The 18,675-nt window shown below is 63.0% G+C and carries 17 protein-coding genes; 1 reads left to right on the top strand and 16 read right to left on the bottom strand.

The window, feature by feature from the left end:
- Positions 1-65: 65 nt before the first annotated feature.
- The 16 genes from sufD to JSS27_09930 all read right to left on the bottom strand — a co-directional run bounded on the left by sufD (position 66) and on the right by JSS27_09930 (position 16,542).
- Positions 66-1,382 (bottom strand): Fe-S cluster assembly protein SufD, encoded by a 1,317-nt coding sequence (sufD, locus tag JSS27_10005; GenBank protein ID MBS0209277.1) that lies wholly within the window; start codon positions 1,380-1,382, stop codon positions 66-68.
- Positions 1,383-1,444: 62 nt separating this feature from the next.
- The gene (locus JSS27_10000; GenBank protein MBS0209276.1) at positions 1,445-1,993 is read right to left on the bottom strand and encodes a Uma2 family endonuclease; all 549 of its coding nucleotides are present in this window, start codon (positions 1,991-1,993) and stop codon (positions 1,445-1,447) included.
- Positions 1,994-2,013: 20 nt separating this feature from the next.
- Positions 2,014-3,426, bottom strand: coding sequence for a Fe-S cluster assembly protein SufB (gene sufB / locus JSS27_09995; protein ID MBS0209275.1), 1,413 nt, complete (start codon positions 3,424-3,426; stop codon positions 2,014-2,016).
- 100 nt (positions 3,427-3,526) lie between these two features.
- Positions 3,527-4,354 (bottom strand): Fe-S cluster assembly ATPase SufC, encoded by an 828-nt coding sequence (gene sufC, locus JSS27_09990; protein MBS0209274.1) that lies wholly within the window; start codon positions 4,352-4,354, stop codon positions 3,527-3,529.
- A 97-nt stretch (positions 4,355-4,451) separates the two neighbouring features.
- Complete coding sequence (locus tag JSS27_09985) at positions 4,452-5,069, bottom strand: NADH-quinone oxidoreductase subunit B (GenBank protein MBS0209273.1); 618 nt, start codon at positions 5,067-5,069, stop codon at positions 4,452-4,454.
- Positions 5,066-5,458, bottom strand: a complete 393-nt coding sequence (locus JSS27_09980; GenBank protein MBS0209272.1) for a type II toxin-antitoxin system PemK/MazF family toxin — start codon at positions 5,456-5,458, stop codon at positions 5,066-5,068. The genes JSS27_09985 and JSS27_09980 overlap by 4 nt, the downstream gene beginning before the upstream one ends.
- Positions 5,451-5,657, bottom strand: coding sequence for a hypothetical protein (locus JSS27_09975; protein MBS0209271.1), 207 nt, complete (start codon positions 5,655-5,657; stop codon positions 5,451-5,453). The genes JSS27_09980 and JSS27_09975 overlap by 8 nt, the downstream gene beginning before the upstream one ends.
- 103 nt (positions 5,658-5,760) lie before the next feature.
- Positions 5,761-6,438, bottom strand: a complete 678-nt coding sequence (locus JSS27_09970) for a transcriptional regulator (GenBank protein MBS0209270.1) — start codon at positions 6,436-6,438, stop codon at positions 5,761-5,763.
- 220 nt (positions 6,439-6,658) lie between these two features.
- Positions 6,659-6,997, bottom strand: a complete 339-nt coding sequence (locus JSS27_09965) for a P-II family nitrogen regulator (GenBank protein MBS0209269.1) — start codon at positions 6,995-6,997, stop codon at positions 6,659-6,661.
- A gap of 113 nt (positions 6,998-7,110) precedes the next feature.
- Positions 7,111-8,595, bottom strand: coding sequence for an ammonium transporter (locus JSS27_09960; protein MBS0209268.1), 1,485 nt, complete (start codon positions 8,593-8,595; stop codon positions 7,111-7,113).
- Between the two features lie 422 nt (positions 8,596-9,017).
- Positions 9,018-10,895 (bottom strand): cytochrome b N-terminal domain-containing protein, encoded by a 1,878-nt coding sequence (locus JSS27_09955; protein MBS0209267.1) that lies wholly within the window; start codon positions 10,893-10,895, stop codon positions 9,018-9,020.
- Positions 10,892-11,500 carry a Rieske 2Fe-2S domain-containing protein gene (locus tag JSS27_09950; protein ID MBS0209266.1) on the bottom strand — a complete coding sequence of 203 codons (609 nt, stop codon included), beginning with the start codon at positions 11,498-11,500 and terminating at the stop codon, positions 10,892-10,894. Before JSS27_09950 ends, JSS27_09955 begins: the two co-directional genes overlap by 4 nt.
- 342 nt (positions 11,501-11,842) lie before the next feature.
- Positions 11,843-12,841, bottom strand: a complete 999-nt coding sequence (locus tag JSS27_09945; GenBank protein MBS0209265.1) for a DHH family phosphoesterase — start codon at positions 12,839-12,841, stop codon at positions 11,843-11,845.
- A gap of 117 nt (positions 12,842-12,958) precedes the next feature.
- Entirely contained in the window at positions 12,959-14,599 is a 1,641-nt protein-coding gene (locus JSS27_09940; protein ID MBS0209264.1) for a glycine--tRNA ligase, read from the bottom strand.
- 453 nt (positions 14,600-15,052) lie between these two features.
- On the bottom strand, positions 15,053-15,661 hold the full coding sequence (locus JSS27_09935; protein MBS0209263.1) for a hypothetical protein: 609 nt from the start codon (positions 15,659-15,661) through the stop codon (positions 15,053-15,055).
- A gap of 140 nt (positions 15,662-15,801) precedes the next feature.
- Positions 15,802-16,542 (bottom strand): 2-phosphosulfolactate phosphatase, encoded by a 741-nt coding sequence (locus JSS27_09930; GenBank protein ID MBS0209262.1) that lies wholly within the window; start codon positions 16,540-16,542, stop codon positions 15,802-15,804.
- A 627-nt stretch (positions 16,543-17,169) separates the two neighbouring features.
- Between JSS27_09930 and JSS27_09925 the strand changes: the two genes are divergently transcribed.
- Entirely contained in the window at positions 17,170-18,654 is a 1,485-nt protein-coding gene (locus tag JSS27_09925; GenBank protein MBS0209261.1) for a hypothetical protein, read from the top strand.
- Positions 18,655-18,675: the final 21 nt, after the last annotated feature.

Genomic DNA, 18,675 nt, shown 5'->3' with positions numbered 1-18,675 from the left:
TCGTCATTCCCGCGCAGGCGGGAATGACGGCAAAGGGGACCACGCTATCACGCACAGGCCGCGCGTCAGTCGTAGTTGCGAATCCGGCGGCCGATCGCTTCGCCCAGCGCGTTGCGCACGCTTTCGATTGTGATCCGGTCGAACACTTGCTGGAAGAAGCCGGCCACGATCATCCGCACCGCTTCATTGCGGGTCAGGCCGCGACAGCGAGCGTAGAACACCTGTTGATCGTCCACGCGGCCGGCCGTGGCGCCGTGGGTGCAGCGGACGTCGTCGGCTTCGATCTCCAAGCCTGGGATCGAGTCGGCCCGGGACGACTCGGACAACATCAAGTTGTCGTTGCGCTGATAGCCGTCGGTCTTCTGGGCGCCAACGTCGACTTTGATCATGCCGCGCCAGACGACGCGCGATTCGTCCTGCAGCGCCCCCTTGTAGAGCAGGTCGCTGCGGCACTCGGCGGCGCGATGGTGCTGCAAGGTGTGATACGACAGATGCTGCGAGCCTTCGGTGAACATCACGCCGTTGACTTGCGCTTCGGCCCGCGGGCCGACCAGGGCCACGTGCTGGTTCACCTTGGCCAGCCGGCTGCCCAGCGCGCCGATCGTCCATTGCAGTCGGCCATCCTGCTCGACGTGGGCTTGCTGATGGGCAAAGTGCCAGGTTCCGCGTCCCCAGTTTTGCAGGTTCACATACCGCAGCGACGCTCGCGGCCCGACGAACAGCTCGATCGCTCCGCAATGCAACGCCGCCTGCTCATCGCCCACCGTCTCGGCCAACAGCGTCACCTCGGCCCCTTCGTCGAGGATGACGAGTTGATGCGCCAAGTCGACTTGGCCATGTTCCAGCGCGTTGAGCAGGTGCAACGGCTCGTCGACGCGCACGTTGCGCGGCACGTACAGCAGCGTCCCGCCCGACCAACAGGCCGCGTGCAAGGCGGCGAACTTGTCGACCGTCGAGTCGACGGCTTGGAACAGGTATTTGCGGACCAGCTCGGGATGATCGTTGACCAGCGTGTCGAGGCTGCCAAAGATCACGCCCCGGTCGGCGTACTGCTTGGCCAGTTGAGCCACCTGGTGCTGGCTGTTGACAGTCGCGGCGCGGCCGGCCAGATCGACGCCCTGATTCAGCAGCCCGGCGGGAATAGCTTCGCTGGCCGCTGCTTCGACGGCGCCACCGCCGGCTGGCAAGCCGAACTTATCGAAGCGGAACAAGCGGATGTCGGTTCGCATCCACTCTTCTTCTTTGCGCGAGGGGAGGTTCAAGGCCACGAACCGGGCCCAAGCCTGGCGGCGCAGCTCGGTCAGCCAGGCCGGCTCTTGCCGAGCGGCCAGAAAGGCCTCGAACGCTTCGTGAGTAAAACCGGTCGCGGTCAAAGTCTGCATGGGAAATGCTTAATGCGAAATGCTTAATTGGGAAGGGACGACGTCTGGCTTGCGAATGACTGTCACGAAAGAAGTTCATCGACGGGAAAGCGCCAGCCAGGGACCGCCGGCTCGGCGTCGGCGGACATGCCGGTGTTAAACACGATCGGGGTATCCGGCGCTTCTGGGCGATAGACACGAATCGTCAAGTTGTCGGCCACGTCAACGTCCCAAACTACTTTCGTGCCAGCCGCAAAATAGTCAGCTCGCTTCCTCGCTATGCGTCGCTCGGCGCCTGGGCCGTAGTCATCCTCACCGCGAATCTCGACGGCGAAGTCGGGAGGCTGCGGCAGGAACTTCATCTTGGCCCGCGGACCAGTGTAGTAGGCCGCGTCCGGGCTGAACGAGCGCCGGTTCGGCAAATCGCAGAGGAACACAATGCTGTCGCCGTACGCCACCCCCACGCCAAGCTGCTTCACGTGAGCGTGCAAGCTTATGAAAATGTTTCCCGTTACAATGCCATGCCAATCGCCGTTCGCCTGCATATGCACAAGTTCTCCATCGACGAGTTCCGCTTTCCCCTCGACGCGGTACAAATCATCGACGGTGGCGTTCCAAACGACGGTAGCCATGACGCCTGCTTCGCGGTCGGTTACCCGACCGTGCCTTCCATTTGCAGCTCGATCAGCTTGTTCATCTCGACCGCGTATTCCATCGGCAACTCGCGGACCAGCGGCTCGACGAAGCCGTTGACGATCATGGTGCTGGCCTCGGGCTCGCTCAGGCCGCGGCTGGTCAGATAGAACAACTGCTCTTCGCCGATGCGCGAGACGCTCGCCTCGTGGCCGATCGACACGTCCTGCTCGGCCACTTCGACGTAAGGATACGTGTCGCTGCGGCTGTGCGAGTCGAGGATCAAGGCGTCGCAGACGACGTTGCTCTTGCTCTTGTGCGCGCCGGGCTCGACTTTGACCAGCCCGCGATAGCTGGCCCGGCCGCCATTCTTGGAGATCGACTTCGAGATGATTCGGCTGCTGGTGTGCGGGGCACAGTGGACGACCTTGGCGCCGGCGTCCTGGTGCTGACCCTTGGACGAAAAGGCGATCGATAGGATCTCGCCTCGCGCGCCGGGCTCCATCATGTAGACGGCCGGGTACTTCATGGTCAGCCGACTGCCCAGGTTGCCATCGATCCACTCCATGGTGGCCCCTTCATAGGCCATCGCCCGCTTGGTCACCAGGTTGTAGATGTTGTTGGCCCAATTCTGGATCGTGGTGTAGCGGCAGCGGGCGTGCTTCTTGACGATCACCTCGACGACGGCCGAGTGCAGGCTTTCGGTGCTGTACATCGGCGCGGTGCAGCCTTCGACATAGTGAATCTGCGCCCCCTCGTCGACGATGATCAGCGTCCGCTCGAACTGGCCCATGTTCTCGGCATTGATGCGGAAGTAGGCCTGCAGCGGGAACTCGATCTTCACTCCCTTGGGGACGTAAATGAACGAGCCGCCCGACCAGACCGCCGAGTTGAGGGCCGCGAACTTGTTGTCGGCCGAGGGAATGACCGTCGAGAAATACTCGCGGACCAGGTCCGGGTATTCGCGGACGGCCGAGTCGGTGTCGGTGAAGATCACGCCCCGGTTGGCCAGGTCTTCGCGGAGCGAGCCGTAGACCACTTCGCTTTCGTACTGGGCCTTCACGCCGGCCAGGAATTTCTTCTCGGCTTCGGGAATGCCCAGGCGGTCGAAGGTGTTCTTGATGTCGGCGGGCACATCTTCCCAACTGCGACCCTGACGATCGGACGGCTTGATGTAGTAGTAGATGTCCTGGAAGTTCAGGTCGATCGCGCCGCCCCATTTGGGCGTCGGCTTGCTGTTGAAGATGTCCAGGCTCTTCAAGCGGAAGTCGCGCATCCACTGCGGCTCGTTCTTCATGTCCGAAATCTGATGCACGATTTCGGCATCGAGCCCCTTCCGGCTTTTGAAGACGTACTTCTCTTCGTTACGGAAGTCGTATTTGTTGATTTCGCCCGCTGCGACGTCGAAATCAGGTTTAATTTCGGTGGCCATGATAAAAGTTGCGAGTTGCTGGTTTCTAGTTGCTAGTTAAAGACAAGGAAGCTGGTGTTTCTTACTAGCCGCTAGCAACTAGCAGCTAGCAACTTCCCTCCTACGTCCCCACTTCGGCCACTTGCGGTTGCTTCATCGCGTCTTCGGCCGCGGCCGCTTCGGGGTGGGCGGCGCGAATCCGGTCGTAGCCGCGCTCGTGCAGCTCGACGGCCAATTCGGGTCCGCCGGTTTCCACAATTCGACCGCCGAGCATCACGTGGGTGAAGTTCGGCTTGTTATGTTCCAACAGCTTGTCGTGGTGGGTGATGATCAAGATGCCCATCTCGGCGCCGCCGATCTCGGCAATGCTCTGGCTGGCCAGTCGCACCGCGTCGACGTCCAGCCCGCTGTCCGTCTCGTCGAGGATAGCGAACTTGGGACGCAGCATGGCCATCTGCAAAATCTCGGCCCGTTTCATTTCGCCCCCAGAAAACCCGTCGTTGACGTAACGCCGGGCAAACTCGGGGTCCATTCGCAACTGTTCCATCTTGGCCTTCAGTTCCTTGCGGAACTCGCGCATCGGGATCAGTTCTTCCCCTTCCTTGCGGTCGGGGCGGCGGACGTTCGTCGTGGCGTGGCGCAAGAAGTCGGCCATCTTCACGCCCGGGATCGACATCGGCCGCTGAAAGGCCAAGAAGATGCCGGCGCGAGCGCGCTCGTTGGGGTCCATGGCCAGCACATCCTGGCCGTTGATCTCGATCGAGCCCTCGGTCACCTCGTAGTTCGGGTGACCCATAATGGCGTAGCCGAGCGTGGTCTTGCCCGAGCCGTTGGGGCCCATCAAGGCGTGGACTTCGCCACGGCGAATGACCATGTCGACGCCGCGCAAGATCGACTTGCCTTCGACCGAAACATGCAGGTTGGAGATTTTGAGAGTTTCTTGGGACATGAAAAGTTGCTGGTTGCTAGTTGCTGGTTGCTAGTTAAAACGCATCAGGCCCAAGCCTTTTACTAGCTGCCAGGAACCAGCAACTAGCAACTTCGGCTTAACCCGTAATCTTCTGATGATCGAACACCGGCTGCTTCTCTTCGACATCGACGTAGCCCGAGTGGTGCGGCACCGGCAGCTCGAGCTCAGTCTGAATGCCTTCCTGGAATCGCGGGGCCGAGCCGCGCTGCTTGCTGATCTTGTAGCCGCGGATTTTGTCTTGGATGCGCATCAGCCCTTCGAGCAGGGCTTCGGGGCGCGGCGGACAGCCCGGCACATAGACGTCGACCGGCACGACCAGGTCGACCCCCTTGACCACGTGGTAGCCGTACTTGAAGTATGGTCCGCCGCCGACGGTGCAGGCCCCCATGGCGATGACGAACTTGGGGTCGGGCATCATGTTGTAAAGCCGGCGGACACGGCTGGCCATTTTGTAGGTCACGGTGCCGGCCACGATCATCAGGTCGGCTTGCCGCGGCGTGGCGCGAAACGCGCCAGCCCCAAACCGGTCGAGGTCGTATCGGCTGGCGCCGGCGGCCATCATCTCGATGGCGCAACAGGCCAGCCCGAACGTCATCGGCCAGACGCTGGCTTGCCGGGCCCAGTTGATCGCCTGTTCGACCGACGTCGTGATGACGTTTTCCTCGAACCGTCCTTCAATCCATGGCTTGGTCATGTGAGTTCCTGCGTAATTCCAAGGTCACGTTCGTGAGGCCCCTGTGGGGGTGATGCACTGCCTGGATCAGCCTCGAAACCAAGCCAGCGTTTGACTGCGTTTTCCACCTCATGCAACTCTGCTGACGTCAAAGCACCAATTCTGCGCCTAAGCTTACTGCGATCGATCGTATCAATCGCTTGGGCATCAAACACACCTTGTTGGTCAAAGAAATCTGCGTTGCTTGCAACTTCAAATCGAGTTCCGCGCACCTGAGTTGTACGTGGCACAAAGCTAACTAATGCCCGTTCGTTATCACGGACAGGAACGCTCAACACCGCACAGGGCCTCGTCTTTGCCTGATAACCTAAATCCACGATCCAAACTTCGCCGCGACGCGGCTCAGGCATGTTCGCTTTCCTCCGCGTCGTACATCAGGAACAACTGATCGGCCAAAAATGCCATTTCTTCATCACTGGCAGGTGATTCGTCAGTCTTTTCCTCTCGTCGAGCCCGAATTTGCGCAACAATTAACTTCGCAAACGCAGCTTGATCCGCGTCCGACAACTCTCCAAACGACGCCAAGAGCTTCTGAACTATCTCGGTCATAGCGTTTGGCTTTCGTCTCTGGTCCGGGGGTGGTTCACCGGCAGGCCGGCTGGGAACAGCGAAGTTCGTCAAAACCTGCGGAATCCAGCAATATATCGCTCACCTAAGTCGTTTGAAACTGGCAACAAGCGTGGCCGTCCAGCCGGCACTCGGTCAGCTTGACCGGCGTCGCCAACAGCTCGGAAAACAGCATTCGCTCCATCGCACATACGCCCCGATCGTGCTCGGCCAGCTCGCCGTACGGGCAGTCGAGCACCTGCAACGTCAGGCCGGTCGCCACCGCTGCCGGTCCAGTCGCCTCAGCCGGGGTGTTGGCTTCAACGGGCGCGCTGGCCTCGGTCAACGTAGCCACCAGCGGAATGTTTCGTTCGGCAAACACGTTGCGCACCGACTCGACGCGCTGGTCAAGTGACTCGCCCATGACTTGCGGAGCGTAAAACCGGGCCAGCCGCTGAGCCAACCGCTCGAGCAAGCCGCGCTTAACCGCCGGGTCGGCGACCGCGCGAATCTCGTCCCACAACGCCAGCGCCAGATCGGGGGCGTTGGTACCGGCCTGGTGCCGGGCCTTGGCCGTGGCGCGGTACTTGTGACTGGGCCGGCCGCGCCCGGTGCGATTGATGTCCCGTTCGACCAGCCCTTGGCCCATCAACCGGGTCAGCCGTTGCCGCACGGCCGTGGCTGTAACCGCCAGCGCCGTCGCCATTTCGGCAATGCTCAATGGGCCGCCGCGGCGCAGCAGATCGACCAGCATGCCGTCCGAAGTTTCCGATTGCGTGCTCATGGTCGCAGCGCCCGACGGGGCGTTAAGTGAGAGAAGCTAGCCCAAGGGGGCTGCTGTCATCGTATCAGTTACCTCAATTATAGCAACGGACTATGCGAAAAACACGGCATGCGTGCCGTAACTGCTTTTATCGCATTGTGTTGCGTGAATTAAACTGCGCATGAAAAAACCCGGGGGTGGGATCCCTGGGCTTGTCGCAATCTCAACGAACACAGCGACTTCACACCGCGTCGACGCCGGTTTCGCCGGTGCGAATGCGAACCGTTTCGTCCAACGGAATGACGAAGATCTTTCCGTCGCCAATCTGCCCGGTCTGGGCCGTGCGCAGGATCGTGGCCAGCGTCTTCTCGACGTCTTCGTTCCGGACCACGACTTCGATCTTCACCTTGGGAACGAAGTCGATCGTGTACTCGGTGCCCCGGTAGGTCTCGGTGTGACCTTTCTGGCGGCCAAAGCCGCGAACCTCCGAGATGGTCATGCCGCGCACGCCCAGTTCGCTGAGCGCGTGCTTGACTTCTTCGAGCTTGAAATGCCGGACGATCGCTTCGATTTTTTTCATCGGTGTCTCTCGCCCTGGTTCATTCCACTCTGATCGCCGCTTAGCCCCCGGTCAATGACCGGGGGCCATTGTTGCCACAGCGTTCGCGAAGTCGCGTTCCGTGTAACCGGCGCTCAGATGAAAATATACCCTTCTTCGCCGTGCTGGCTGTAGTCGAGGCCTTGGACTTCGTCTTGCTGCGTCACCCGCAGGCCCATCGCCACGTCGAGAATCTTCAACAGCACGAACGTCGCCACCGCGGCATAGACCCAAGTGACGAGCGCCGCCATCACCTGCGGCGTCAGCAGCGGTCCCCCTTCCAACAGCCCCAGCAACTTGCCCCCCGACGTCCCCTCGGGCGTGATGTTTCGCGTGGCGAACACCCCGGTCAACACCGCGCCGAGCGTGCCGCCGACGCCATGCACGCCAAAGGCGTCAAGCGAATCGTCGTAGCCGAATTTCGACTTTAGCGCCGTACAGGCATAGAAGCAGACCGCGCCAGCCGCCAGTCCCATGGCCAGCGCCGGCATCGGCGCCACGTAGCCCGACGCCGGAGTAATGCAGACCAGTCCCGCCACGGCTCCCGAGGCACAGCCCAACACCGTCGGCTTGCCGCGGAAGACCCATTCGAGCAACGGCCAGGCGAGCGCGCCGGCCGCGGCGGCGAAATGGGTGGCGCAAAACGCGCTGGCCGCTTGCGCTCCGGAATTCAGGGCGCTGCCGGCGTTGAAGCCGAACCAGCCGAACCAGAGCAGGGCCGCGCCAACCACGGTATAGGTCAAGTTGTGCGGCGGCATCGGCTCGTGACCAAAGCCGAGACGCTTGCCCATGACCAGTGCGCAGACCAGCGCCGACACGCCCGAGCTGATGTGTACCACCGTGCCACCGGCGAAGTCGAGCGCGCCGAACTTGGCGTCGGCCGCGCCAAAGGCCAGGATGCCCCCGTCCCACACCCAATGACACAACGGGCAGTAAACCAGCGTCCCCCACAGGATCATGAACGCAACCATCGTGCTGAACTTCATCCGCTCGGCGAACGCGCCGCAAATCAGCGCCGGAGTGATGATGAAGAACATCCCCTGAAACAGCATGTGGGTCAGCCGCGAGATGCTCCCTTCGACCGGCGTTTCGACCAGACCGGTCGCTTCGTTGAACGTCGAGGTGACGTTCCGCATCAGCACAAAGTCCCCGTTGCCAACCCAGGGACTGAAGCCCGCCTCGCCGGGCGCGCCGCCAAACGACAGCGAGTAGCCATACAGTCCCCACAGCACGGTCATCAGCCCGGCCAGCATCAGGCACTGCATCATCACGCCCAGCACGTTCTTCTTGCGCACGAGGCCGCTGTAGAACAACGCCAGCCCCGGCGCGGTCATCAAGAAGACGAGCGCGCACGACATCAGCATCCAGGCCTGATCGGCCTTGTCGAGCGTGGCCACCGGCGCAGGCGCGCTCGGCTTGGGATCCTCGGCCCAGGCCAACGCGCCGGGCAGCGACAGGACCGCGACTGTGAATATGAATCTCAGTCCGCGCGCGATGTCGAGACGCCAACCGTTTGACTCACAAGAAGTGGCTACTTGGGCCGAGTCGCAACTCGGCGCGCCTGCCTGGCGTTGGGTCATTCGAACAGCTCCTGTACTTAGAGAGGTTCCACGCCATTGAAAGGAGTCCGCCCGAGGACACTCTCAATACGAGTGATTCGCCGGGCATCCCTACCGCGAGCCGCGTGCGACGCACAGAGCGTAGCTCAAACCCGCCCGGCCGAAAAGAGTCGGCCAGATAACGTCCGAAGAAGGAAGGAAAATCGACCACGACGACACAACGGGCACGACGCCGGAAAATACGAAGAAAATTGAACCGCAAAGACGCGAAGGGCACAAAGAAAGACATGGGAGGGGAGCGCGGGAGTGAAACACGCTTGCGGTTTAGCCGCAGGGTCATGGGCCCGCGCGCTTCCCTTCCGCATTCATCACTCAGCACTCATCATTCATCACTACCCATGTCGTGTCGTCGTGGTCGAATTATCTTCATCAATCGGGCTTCGTCATTTGCCCTCGGCCCGGTACCAGTCCCCGCGCAGCCACATCACCAACAGCCGCAAGTCGTGGGCCCAGATCGTGTGCCGCGTCGGCTCGTCCCCGTCGGCAAAGGCCGGCATCCGGTCGTTCCGGTCGCCGTAGAACCGCTCGTGGGCCGGGTTCGAGATGAACTCCGTCAGCCACTCTTCGGACCCGTAATCGGTCAGATCGGGAGCGGTCCCTAGCGACCCTTCGTCGTTGTACTTGTGACAGTCAGTGCAACTCAGCTTGGCCACCAGCTCGCGCCCCTCGGTGATCTGGGCAGCGTCGCGCTTGTCCGCCGCGGCCTGCTCGGGCAGCGCCGCTTCGGCCGACAGGGCGGCCACGACCTTGGCGACTTGCGCTTTGTCTTCCTTGGCCAACGTGTCGCGGACGAAGGTCACCATGTCCCCTTCCTTGTGCTTGGTGTTGCCAAACATTTCCGGGCCGCCCACGTGCGCCGGGTCGAGCACCCGAGCGATCCATTGCCGGCTGGCAAAGCCATACAGGTTCGGCGCCGACGACTCGGGCGCCTTGATGCCGACGCCTTGCGGGTTCGTGTGGCTGTGGCAACTGGCGCAATAGCGCGCGAACAGCCGCGGCCCTTCGGTCATGGGGTCTCTGCGCATCAGCGAGACCGCGCCGGCCGGCGGAATGCCCGACGGCGCCGAGGCCAACTCGAGCGCGCGGTGCGTCTGTTGCTCGGCGTCAGCCACCGCTTCGAGGTAGCCTTGCGATTCCTTGCGCTTCGCGTCCGTGGCCAGCACCGGCACGTTGGTTTCGAACCGAGCCATATTGTCGTCGTACCAGGCCACGCCGGTCAGCGCGCCAGCGCCGAGCAGCAGCATCAGGATGTACAGCACGTTGAACCGATGCCCCAGCTTCCAACGACCGACAATCGGCATCAGCGCCAGGCCCAGCATCAGCAGCCCCGGGATCACCAGCGCGCCGTAAATCTCTTTATCCCCCGGGAAGTACTTCAAGAACTGAAACAGGAACAGGAAGTACCACTCCGGTCGCGCCGCCGAGTACTGGTTTGCCGGATCGGCCGGCGCGCCCAACTCGGCCCCCAGCAAGTGTCCCGGGTGCTCGCCGACCTGCGCGCCGAACAGCGCCGGTCGGACCACGAAGAACAGCACCACCAGCAGCACCGCCAGACACGCCACCGAGTCCTTCAACACCTGGTCGGGCCAGAACGTCGTCTCGACCCCCTTCTTGGGATCCTTGGCGTGAATGCCGTGCCGGCGGAAGATCGCGATGTGCAGCACCAGGAAGAAAATCAGCAACCCGGGCAGCACGCCCGCGTGCAGCGCAAAGAACCGCGTCAGCGTATGGTGCCCATAGTCGGCCCCGCCGACGACCACGCGCTGAATATCGGTGCCGACAAACGGGACCAGGCTCATCAGGTTGGTCGCCACGCGGGTGGCCCAGTAACCCTTCTGATCCCAGGGCAGCAGGTAGCCGGTCAGCGACAGCCCGAGCACGATCTTCATCAGGATCAAGCCGAGCCAGAAGTTCACCTCTCGCGGGGCGCGATACGCGCCGTCGATGACCACTTGCAGCAAGTGCAACGCCAGCAGCACGATCATGGCTTGGGCCATGAAGTGGTGAATGCCGCGCAGCAGCCAGCCTCCCCACATCTCGTTTTGGATGTAATAGACGCTTTCCCAGGCAGTCTGGCTGCTGGGGCTGTAGCTCATCCACAAGAACACGCCGGTGATCAACTGCACGGTGAAGGCGAACACCAGCGTGCTCCCCCACACGTAGCGCCACCGCGCGTGCCCGGGAATGCGCTCGTACAGCGCCTCGTGCAGCAGCTCGCGAATGCCGGTTCGATCGTCCAACCAGTCAAGCAGCGCTCTCATGCTTTGGCCTTCTTTTCGTGCATGCCCGAGTAGAAGTTCTCAAACGCGACGTACACCACCGGTTGTCCCTCTTCCTTGCGCACTTCGCACTTCAAGCCGTCCAGGTCGCGCGGCGAGACGCACGGCATCACGCGGCTGCCATCGGCTTCAAACGCGCTGGTATGACACGGACACTGGAACTGATTGCGCTCGGGCTTGAACGAGACCATGCATCCGGCGTGCGGACAGGTGGCGTTGAATGCCTCGACCTTGTCGGTTCCCGGCAAGCGGCGCAGATAAACCGTCCCGATCGGCTGGTTCGGCAGCCGGTTCCAGGCGTCGACGTAATCGGCCAAGATCGGAAACGCCCGCGGCTCGCCGCTGGTGGGCAAGGTGTCGAGCGAGGCGACGCGCAGCAGCTTCGCTCCGCTCCCCTTCCGTCTGAGCGGATCGAACAGCGTGGCCAACCCGGCCGCCGTCGGCACCACGCCGATCAACGCGCCGATGGCGATCGAGGCCGCCCCGCTAAAGAAGCCGCGCCGCGGCGGAGTTTCCGGGGCCTGGGGGGTCGAATACTTGGTGGCTGGCTTGTCGGGCAACGGGGCCAGCGGAATTTCGTCACTCATGGCGTGCCGCCTTCCAAAAGGTGAGAGGTTCAGGGCAAACGGGCCGCGGCAAAGGGCGGGGGCGTCTTGCGCCGTCTAGTGTAAATCGCCGTAGCGACGATTCCTACACCCTGGCGGAAGCGGGCTGGGTGCCCAATTCTTCGGGGAGTTTTTCACCGCAAAGACGCAAAGAACGCAAAGGAAATGCAAGGAGACTAAACGCAGAGGGCGCAGAGGAACGCAGGGAAAGGAAAGCTAAAACCCTTTCTCCGCGATCCTCTGCGCCCTCTGCGATTCAAAATGTCCGCTTTGCGATCTTTGCGTCTTTGCGGTTCAAATTCTCCTGCGAGAGCGCCGAACGGCTCACCCCATCGCGGCGCGGACCGCTTCAAGCACTTTCGACCGCGCGGCCATCAGCGGCTCGCGCAGCGTCGCGCCGGCCGCCGCCTTGTGACCGCCGCCCCCAAATTGCTCGGCCAGTAGCCGACAATCGAGCTGGCCACCATTGGCCGCCGGCCGGCTGCGGAAGCTGAACTTCACCGCGCCGCCGGCTTGCTCGACCGCGATCACCGCCACCTCGGTGCCGGCCACTTGCAGCGTCATGTTGATCACGTCCTCGGTGTCGGTCGGCTGTGCGCCGCACGCGCTGAAGTCGGGCAACTGGACGTAGGTGTGAATCAACTTGCCATTCTTTTCCGCCTCGGCCCGTTCCAGCACGCGGCCGATCAGGTGAATCCGGCCGAGCGTGTCTTGCTCGTAAAGCTGCTTGTAAATCTGTCCCGGCACCGCGCCAGCTTCGACCAGCGCGGCAGCCGCGCGATAGGTTCCCCCGGTCGTCGACAAGAACCGATACCAGCCCGTGTCGGTGGCCAAGGCGGCGAACAGCGGCGTGGCGATCTCGGGCGTCAGCTTCACGCCCAGAGCCGCGGCCGCGTCGGTAATCAGCCGCCCCGTCGCTTCGGACGAGGTGTCCTTGAACGACTCGGCCCCCAGGTCATCTTCGCTGAGGTGATGATCGACGACGAACTTCTTGGCCTTGGTGGTGCGGATCACGTCGCTCATCGGCCCCAACTGGGCCCAAGCGCTGGTGTCCAGCACGATCAGCGCGTCGGCATCGGCCAGTTGCTCGGCCGTCACGTCGACGCCAATGGCTTTGATCTCGCCCGCCGGGTCCAGGAACTTGAGATTCGGCGGCGTGCTCTGGCCGTTGACGATTCGCACGTGCTTGCCCAACGCGCGCAGCACGCCGGCCATGCCCAGCTCGCTGCCCAGCGCGTCGGCGTCGGGCCGAATATGGCTGGTCAGAATGAACTTCTGGTACGGAGCGATCTGCTTGGCGAATTGCGACCAGTCGATGGGCATGGGGGAGTGTCCGTTGTCAGTAGTCCGTGGTCCGTTGTTAAGAAACTCTCACGCGTGGCTGGCCGTCCTGTCTGCTGCAACTGACAACTGACCACGGACAACTGACACGATACTTCGTCAACCACTAATCAACTTCTCAAGCTCTGCCAAGCAATCGGCCACCGGCACGCGCCATTGCTTCAGGCTGTCCCGGTCGCGGAACGTCACGGTTCGATCCACCAGCGATTGTCCGTCGACGGTAATGCAGTACGGCGTGCCCGCCTCGTCCTGGCGGCGATAGCGGCGGCCAACGGCGCTCTTCTCGTCGTAAAACACATTAAACCGCCGCTTCAGCGCGCGATAGATCTCGTGGGCCAGCTCGGGCATGCCGTCCTTCTTGACCAGCGGCAGGATCGCGGCCTTGATCGGCGCAATCCGCGGATGGAAACGCATGACCACGCGGGTTTGCATTTCGCCTTTCTCGTCGGGAGCCTGGTCCTCGTAGTACGCCTCGCACAAGAAGGCCAGCGTGGCCCGATCGGCGCCGGCCGACGGCTCGATGACGTGCGGCACGTACCGTTCCTTGGCCAGATCGTCGAAGTAGCTCAAGTCCTTGCCGCTGCCACGATGCCGCGGGGTTTTGCCGTCGGGCAACAACTCGACCGTCAGCGGATTGGTCTTGGGGTCGAGCTTCCCTTCCATGTGGCTGCGGAGGTCGAAGTCGCCGCGATGAGCGATCCCCTCCAACTCGCCGAACTCACCCGCGGGCAGGAACGGAAACGCGTACTCGATGTCGGCCGTGCCACGCGAGTAGTGACTGAGTTCGTCCTTGTCGTGCTCGCGCAGTCGCAGCTTGTCGCTGGCCAGACCCAGGTCGGTGTACCACTTCATGCGGCGATCGCGCCAGTACTGGTACCAATCGAACGAACTCTTGGGATGGCAGAAGAACTCGATTTCCATCTGCTCGAACTCGCGCGAGCGGAAGGTGAAGTTGCGCGGCGTGATCTCGTTGCGAAAGCTCTTGCCCGTCTGGGCGATGCCGAAGGGCACGCGAACGCGCGAGCTGTCGACGACGTTCTTGAAGTTGACGAAGATGCCTTGTGCGGTCTCGGGGCGGAGGAAGGCGGCGTCTTCTTCGCCACCCATCGCGCCGACGATCGTCTTGAACATCAAGTTGAACTCGCGCGGCTCGGTCAGCGTGCCGAGCGTCTTGGCGTCGGGGGCGAGGATCTGGGCAAACTTGGCCGGCGAGACCGTGGCCAGCGACACCAATTCGCTTTGCCAGACCAAGCGCTCGGCGTCCTTGGCGCGGAGGTCGAACAGCTTGAGCGCCCGCTGTTGGATGTCGGCCAGCTCTTGCCCGGCTTCGGCCGTCGTGGTGACGAATAGTTGCTGTGCGGTGGCGGCGTTGAAGTCGGGCGCGCCCCCTTTGCTGACCCAGCGGCCGCGGACCTGGTCGAAGCGATAGCGCTTCTTGGTTTCGCGGCAATCGACCATCATGTCGCAGAACAAATCAAAATGCCCCGAGACCTTCCAAACCTGCGGGTGCATGATGATCGAGCAGTCGAGGCCGACCATTTCATAGGCCTCGGGCGCGCCGGCCGGCGCGGCCAGGTCGTCGTGGCCGCTGACCATGTCGCGCCACCAGGCGTCTTTGATGTTCCGCTTCAGCTCGACCCCCAGCGGGCCGTAATCCCAAAAGCCGTTGAGGCCGCCGTAGATTTCGCTCGATTGAAACAAGAAGCCTCGCCGCTTGCAGAGCGAGACCAGTTTTTCCATGTCCATGGGAAGTCGCAGGGGCTAGGGGCTTGAGACTAGGGACGAGTATGAAGCAGACCCTTCTCCCTCCGGGAGAAGGTGGCCGAAGGCCGGATGAGGGTCTTTGCTTCTTGAGGGATGTCTCGATTGTTTTGAAGAATCGGTGAGCGAGTCACTTCGCGCGAAACGGAACCAGCTTGAGGCGGGACCCTCATCCGGCGGCTATCGCCGCCACCTTCTCCCGGGGGGAGAAGGGTTGATGGATACCGCAGCCCAACTCAAGCCGTGGGTCATGCCCAAGGCTTTTGGATTCAATCGCTGATAACGGGCCGCCGACAGTAAGACAATCGCAACAGTGTAACGGTTCGCCCGGCAGATGGTCTACCGGGCTTGCAGCATTCCGATCCAACGCTGGCAGGCACTCTCGGCAACACCAGCGCGCCTCATCGAAGGTTCGATGTCGATCGTGGCAGCTCACGTGAACCCGGGGGAAAGGAGCATCATGGCCAAATACACGGCCACGTGGAATGACAGACCGTAGCCTAGCCCACGCCATGGGTAATGGGCCAGGATGCCGCACCCCAGGCCAATCAGCGGCCCCACCAGCGGATTGATCACGGCAATCAGAATCCAAAAGCTCTCAAAGCCGGGAATAAAGAAAACATCGCGCATATCAAGACGGGGTGCGGTCGCCAAATAGATGACGAATCCGCCAACGATGACAATCAACCCACCGACTAATGACGCGCCGGCGGCAATGCAGCGCGCACGACTGTCTTGCTCACGAAACGACTTCAGCACGGGTGCCAGTAACTTGTAGATCACCCAGCCTTCAAGCGTCAGACCAACGATCCATCTCAGACCAATGAGCCCCAGATGCAACGCATCGGGCAGATCGCGCCTCTCGTACAGCACCGCCCGCCATTCACCGTTGACGGCGCGCACTTCCCCCATCGTCGACCAGTCGCCGGCACGGTAGCGATGGGCATTAGCGCGTGAAATCGAATCGAAGAAGAGACCGCACCAGAAGAGGAGCAGCGCATACATCAGGACGCGCTTGACGCGTAACCAACGGTCGTTCACAAGCCCCTCGCAAGCAATACTTCCGAACGCACGCGCGTCCCTGCTTCTTCCCCCCTGCCTCTCCCGTCTCCTTCGCTGCTCCGTGCCAACCTCCGTGTCCCCGTGCCTCTGTGGTTAGCTTCCGTCCGTGGATAGCTCCCTCAAGCCAGCCGGATCGACCAGGCCGGCACGTCGAGCGTCGGTACCTGCGAGCGGTCGAACAGATCGACGTCCGACGCGATGAAGATGTCGTCCTTGAATCCCTCCTCGATCAGGTTCCGCCCGCCGTAGCTTTCCTCGAGCGCCGGCAGCACGCCGCGCCGCTCGGCCCGGCCCCAGGCGTCCATCGCGATCCGGGTCTGATCGTTCAGCGCCGGCACGTGCGTGATCCACTGCATGAGCAACTCTTCGGCGATCGCGCCGGCCGTCAGGGCGTCGTCGAGCCCGACTTCGCCGCGCGTCCCGGCGCAAACGATGTCGACGTCGGTCTCGCCAGCCAGGGCCTTGGCCACCGCGCGGCGCGTGACCAGCGCGCCGAGCAACACCCGGCGGGCCAGCCGGCAGCGCTCCATGGCGCGCGTGCCGTTGGTGGTCGTGAAGACGACCGTCTTGTTGATCACTCGCTCGGCCGTGTACTCGGTGGGCGAGTTTCCCAGGTCGAAGCCTTCGATCCGCACGCCCAGCCGTTCACCGCCGAGCAGCACCGTGCCCGCCGGGTACTGAGCCGCGCGACGCCGGGCGTCGTCGACCTCGAGGCAAGGAATCACCTCGCGCGCCCCGGCGTTCAGAGCAAAGGCGATCGTCGTCGTGGCCCGGAGCACGTCGATTACCACGACAGCCCGATCGCGCAGCCGCTCGGGCTCGACCAACTCGGGCAGCAAGTGAACATTGAGAGTAGGCATGGTGAACATGGTAACCGTCGGCGTCGCTAATGACAAAGCCGAGAGGATTTCGCCACGGAGACACAGCGGGCACCGAGGAAGACACGGAGATGAAGGACGGAGGGGAGGGTTTTACCGCAGAGACGCAGAGGTCGCGGAGAAGACGCGGAGGGAGAAGGGTATCGGGGGGACGGAAGAACAAGCGTTCCTGTCGTTCATTCGTTACTAGCGCTTAGACACTCATCATTCATCACTCCGCACTCATCATTTCTTTCTCCGTGTCCTCTGTGCCTCTGTGGTGCAATCTTCTCTCTGTAAATCCCTCCCCTCTCCGCGCCCTCTGCGTCTCTGCGGTAAAACATGTCCCCCGTTCGTCCCTCTCTTCTCTCCGTGTCTTCCTCAGTGCCCTCCGTGCCTCCGTGGCTAATCCCCCGAAGTGCTAGCAGCCGTGCGGAAAGCTTTAACGCTTGAATAGACTTGAGGGGCGGCGCGGCGGCTCGACCTGGCGGACTATGCCGTGCCTGCGCTTGATGCTGGAGCCGATGGCGCAATCGGGACGATCGTTAAGAGTGGACAACTCCGCGCCCACCGGCCCACGGTTCGACTGGGCGCGCGAGTCGCTGAATCGCTCCGCGCACCGGGAACTCGATGTTCGAACCGCTGGCCGCACCCACCACCGACGGTACGTTGACTTGCCGCGCGCTCGCGCGCTGGCCGAGTTGGCTCGCGCCATTGGTGTGCGCCGCGGCTCTGGTCGGTTGCAGCGACAGCGGCCCCTCGCGCGACGCCTACCAGGGCGCGGCGTACTTCGCGCCGCCGCAATCGTTTCAGCCGATGACTGGCGCTTATTCGATCGAGCAGGCCGGCCAGCCCTACGACCCGTTGTGCCGGACGGAAGCGCCGCGCTGGTCTCCGTTCGAGCCCAGCCCGACGCCGACCCGCGTGCGCATGTCGCCTCTTGCGGCAGCGCACGACGCAACCGCCGATGACGAGCCCACCGACGAGCGGGCCGACGAATCACGCGAGACCGACGATTCTTCATTCGCGGCCGAACCACGCAGCACGCCGGCGAAATACGCCCATTCGCGCCGCGTCGCTCGACAGGACCAGTTCAGCGACGAGCGCGCCAGCGCCACCGACCCAGCCACCGAGCGTTGGATCGTGCCGGCCCATGGCGAGCCCTTCGCGGCCACCAACGTCCTGCGCGGAAGCGCCACGTTGGCCGCCGTGAACCAGGCGGGCGTGCATTACCGCCGGGCGTTCGAGCTGGCCAACCGGGGCGCGGCCTTTGCCGCGCGGGCTGAACTGCTGGCCGGGCTGCGGGCGCTGGCCGAAGGCTTCGACGCCGACAGCGGCCGCTCGACCCACAGTGACCTGCTGGCCGTCGGGCTGCGGGCCCTGGAAGAGGCGGACGATTTCTCGCCTCGCTCGGGCCCCTGGCCCACCGAGGCCGACGTGGCCCGAGCCATGCGCAGCCATCGCACGCCGATCGTGCCGAGCGACGATCGCGAGCCGAACGCATCGACCATGCAGCAGGCGTACCTGGCCTTTGCCGCGCAGCGCTTGTCGGCGGCCGTTGAACGTGAAACCGTCGGAGCCCAGTTGTTGCATGGGCTGGGTAAGACCTATGGCTTGCTGGCCGCGCAGCCTTCGCGGATCAATCGGGGCGCGACCGGCAAGGCGATCGCCTTTCATCACGCCACGCTGCTGGCCGCGCCGCGGCATCACCTGGCGGCGAACGATCTGGCGGTGCTGTTGGCTCAGGAGGGACGCTGGAGTGACGCGGCTGGCTGGCTGACCTATAGCCTGTCGCTGCAACCCAGCGCCGCGGCCTGGCACAATCTGGCCGTCGCGCAAGCCAACTTGGGCCAGCAACGAGCCGCCGAACATGCGGAGCGATCGGCGCTGGTTGCCGCCGGTGGTTCGCGCGCCGTGAACGATCCGGCCCTGGCCCCGTGGTTGAATGTCCGCTGGATGCAGCCCGGCGATTTTGCCGGAACCAGCGCGCCGGCCACCGACCCGCGAACCGTGACGACGCCGGCGGTGTCGAACGCCGCCGCGCTGTCGGTTGAAAACGGCCGCAACGCCCGGCCCGAGCTGCGCGAAGCTCGCCGTTCTACTTGGAATAACTAGCGTGTTCGGATGAAAAGTATG

It is taken from the genome of Planctomycetota bacterium (genome assembly GCA_018242585.1).
Taxonomy (GTDB): domain Bacteria; phylum Planctomycetota; class Planctomycetia; order Pirellulales; family PNKZ01; genus JAFEBQ01.
Note: the sequence above shows the minus strand (reverse complement) of the source record. Positions and strands in the feature narration are given on the sequence as shown.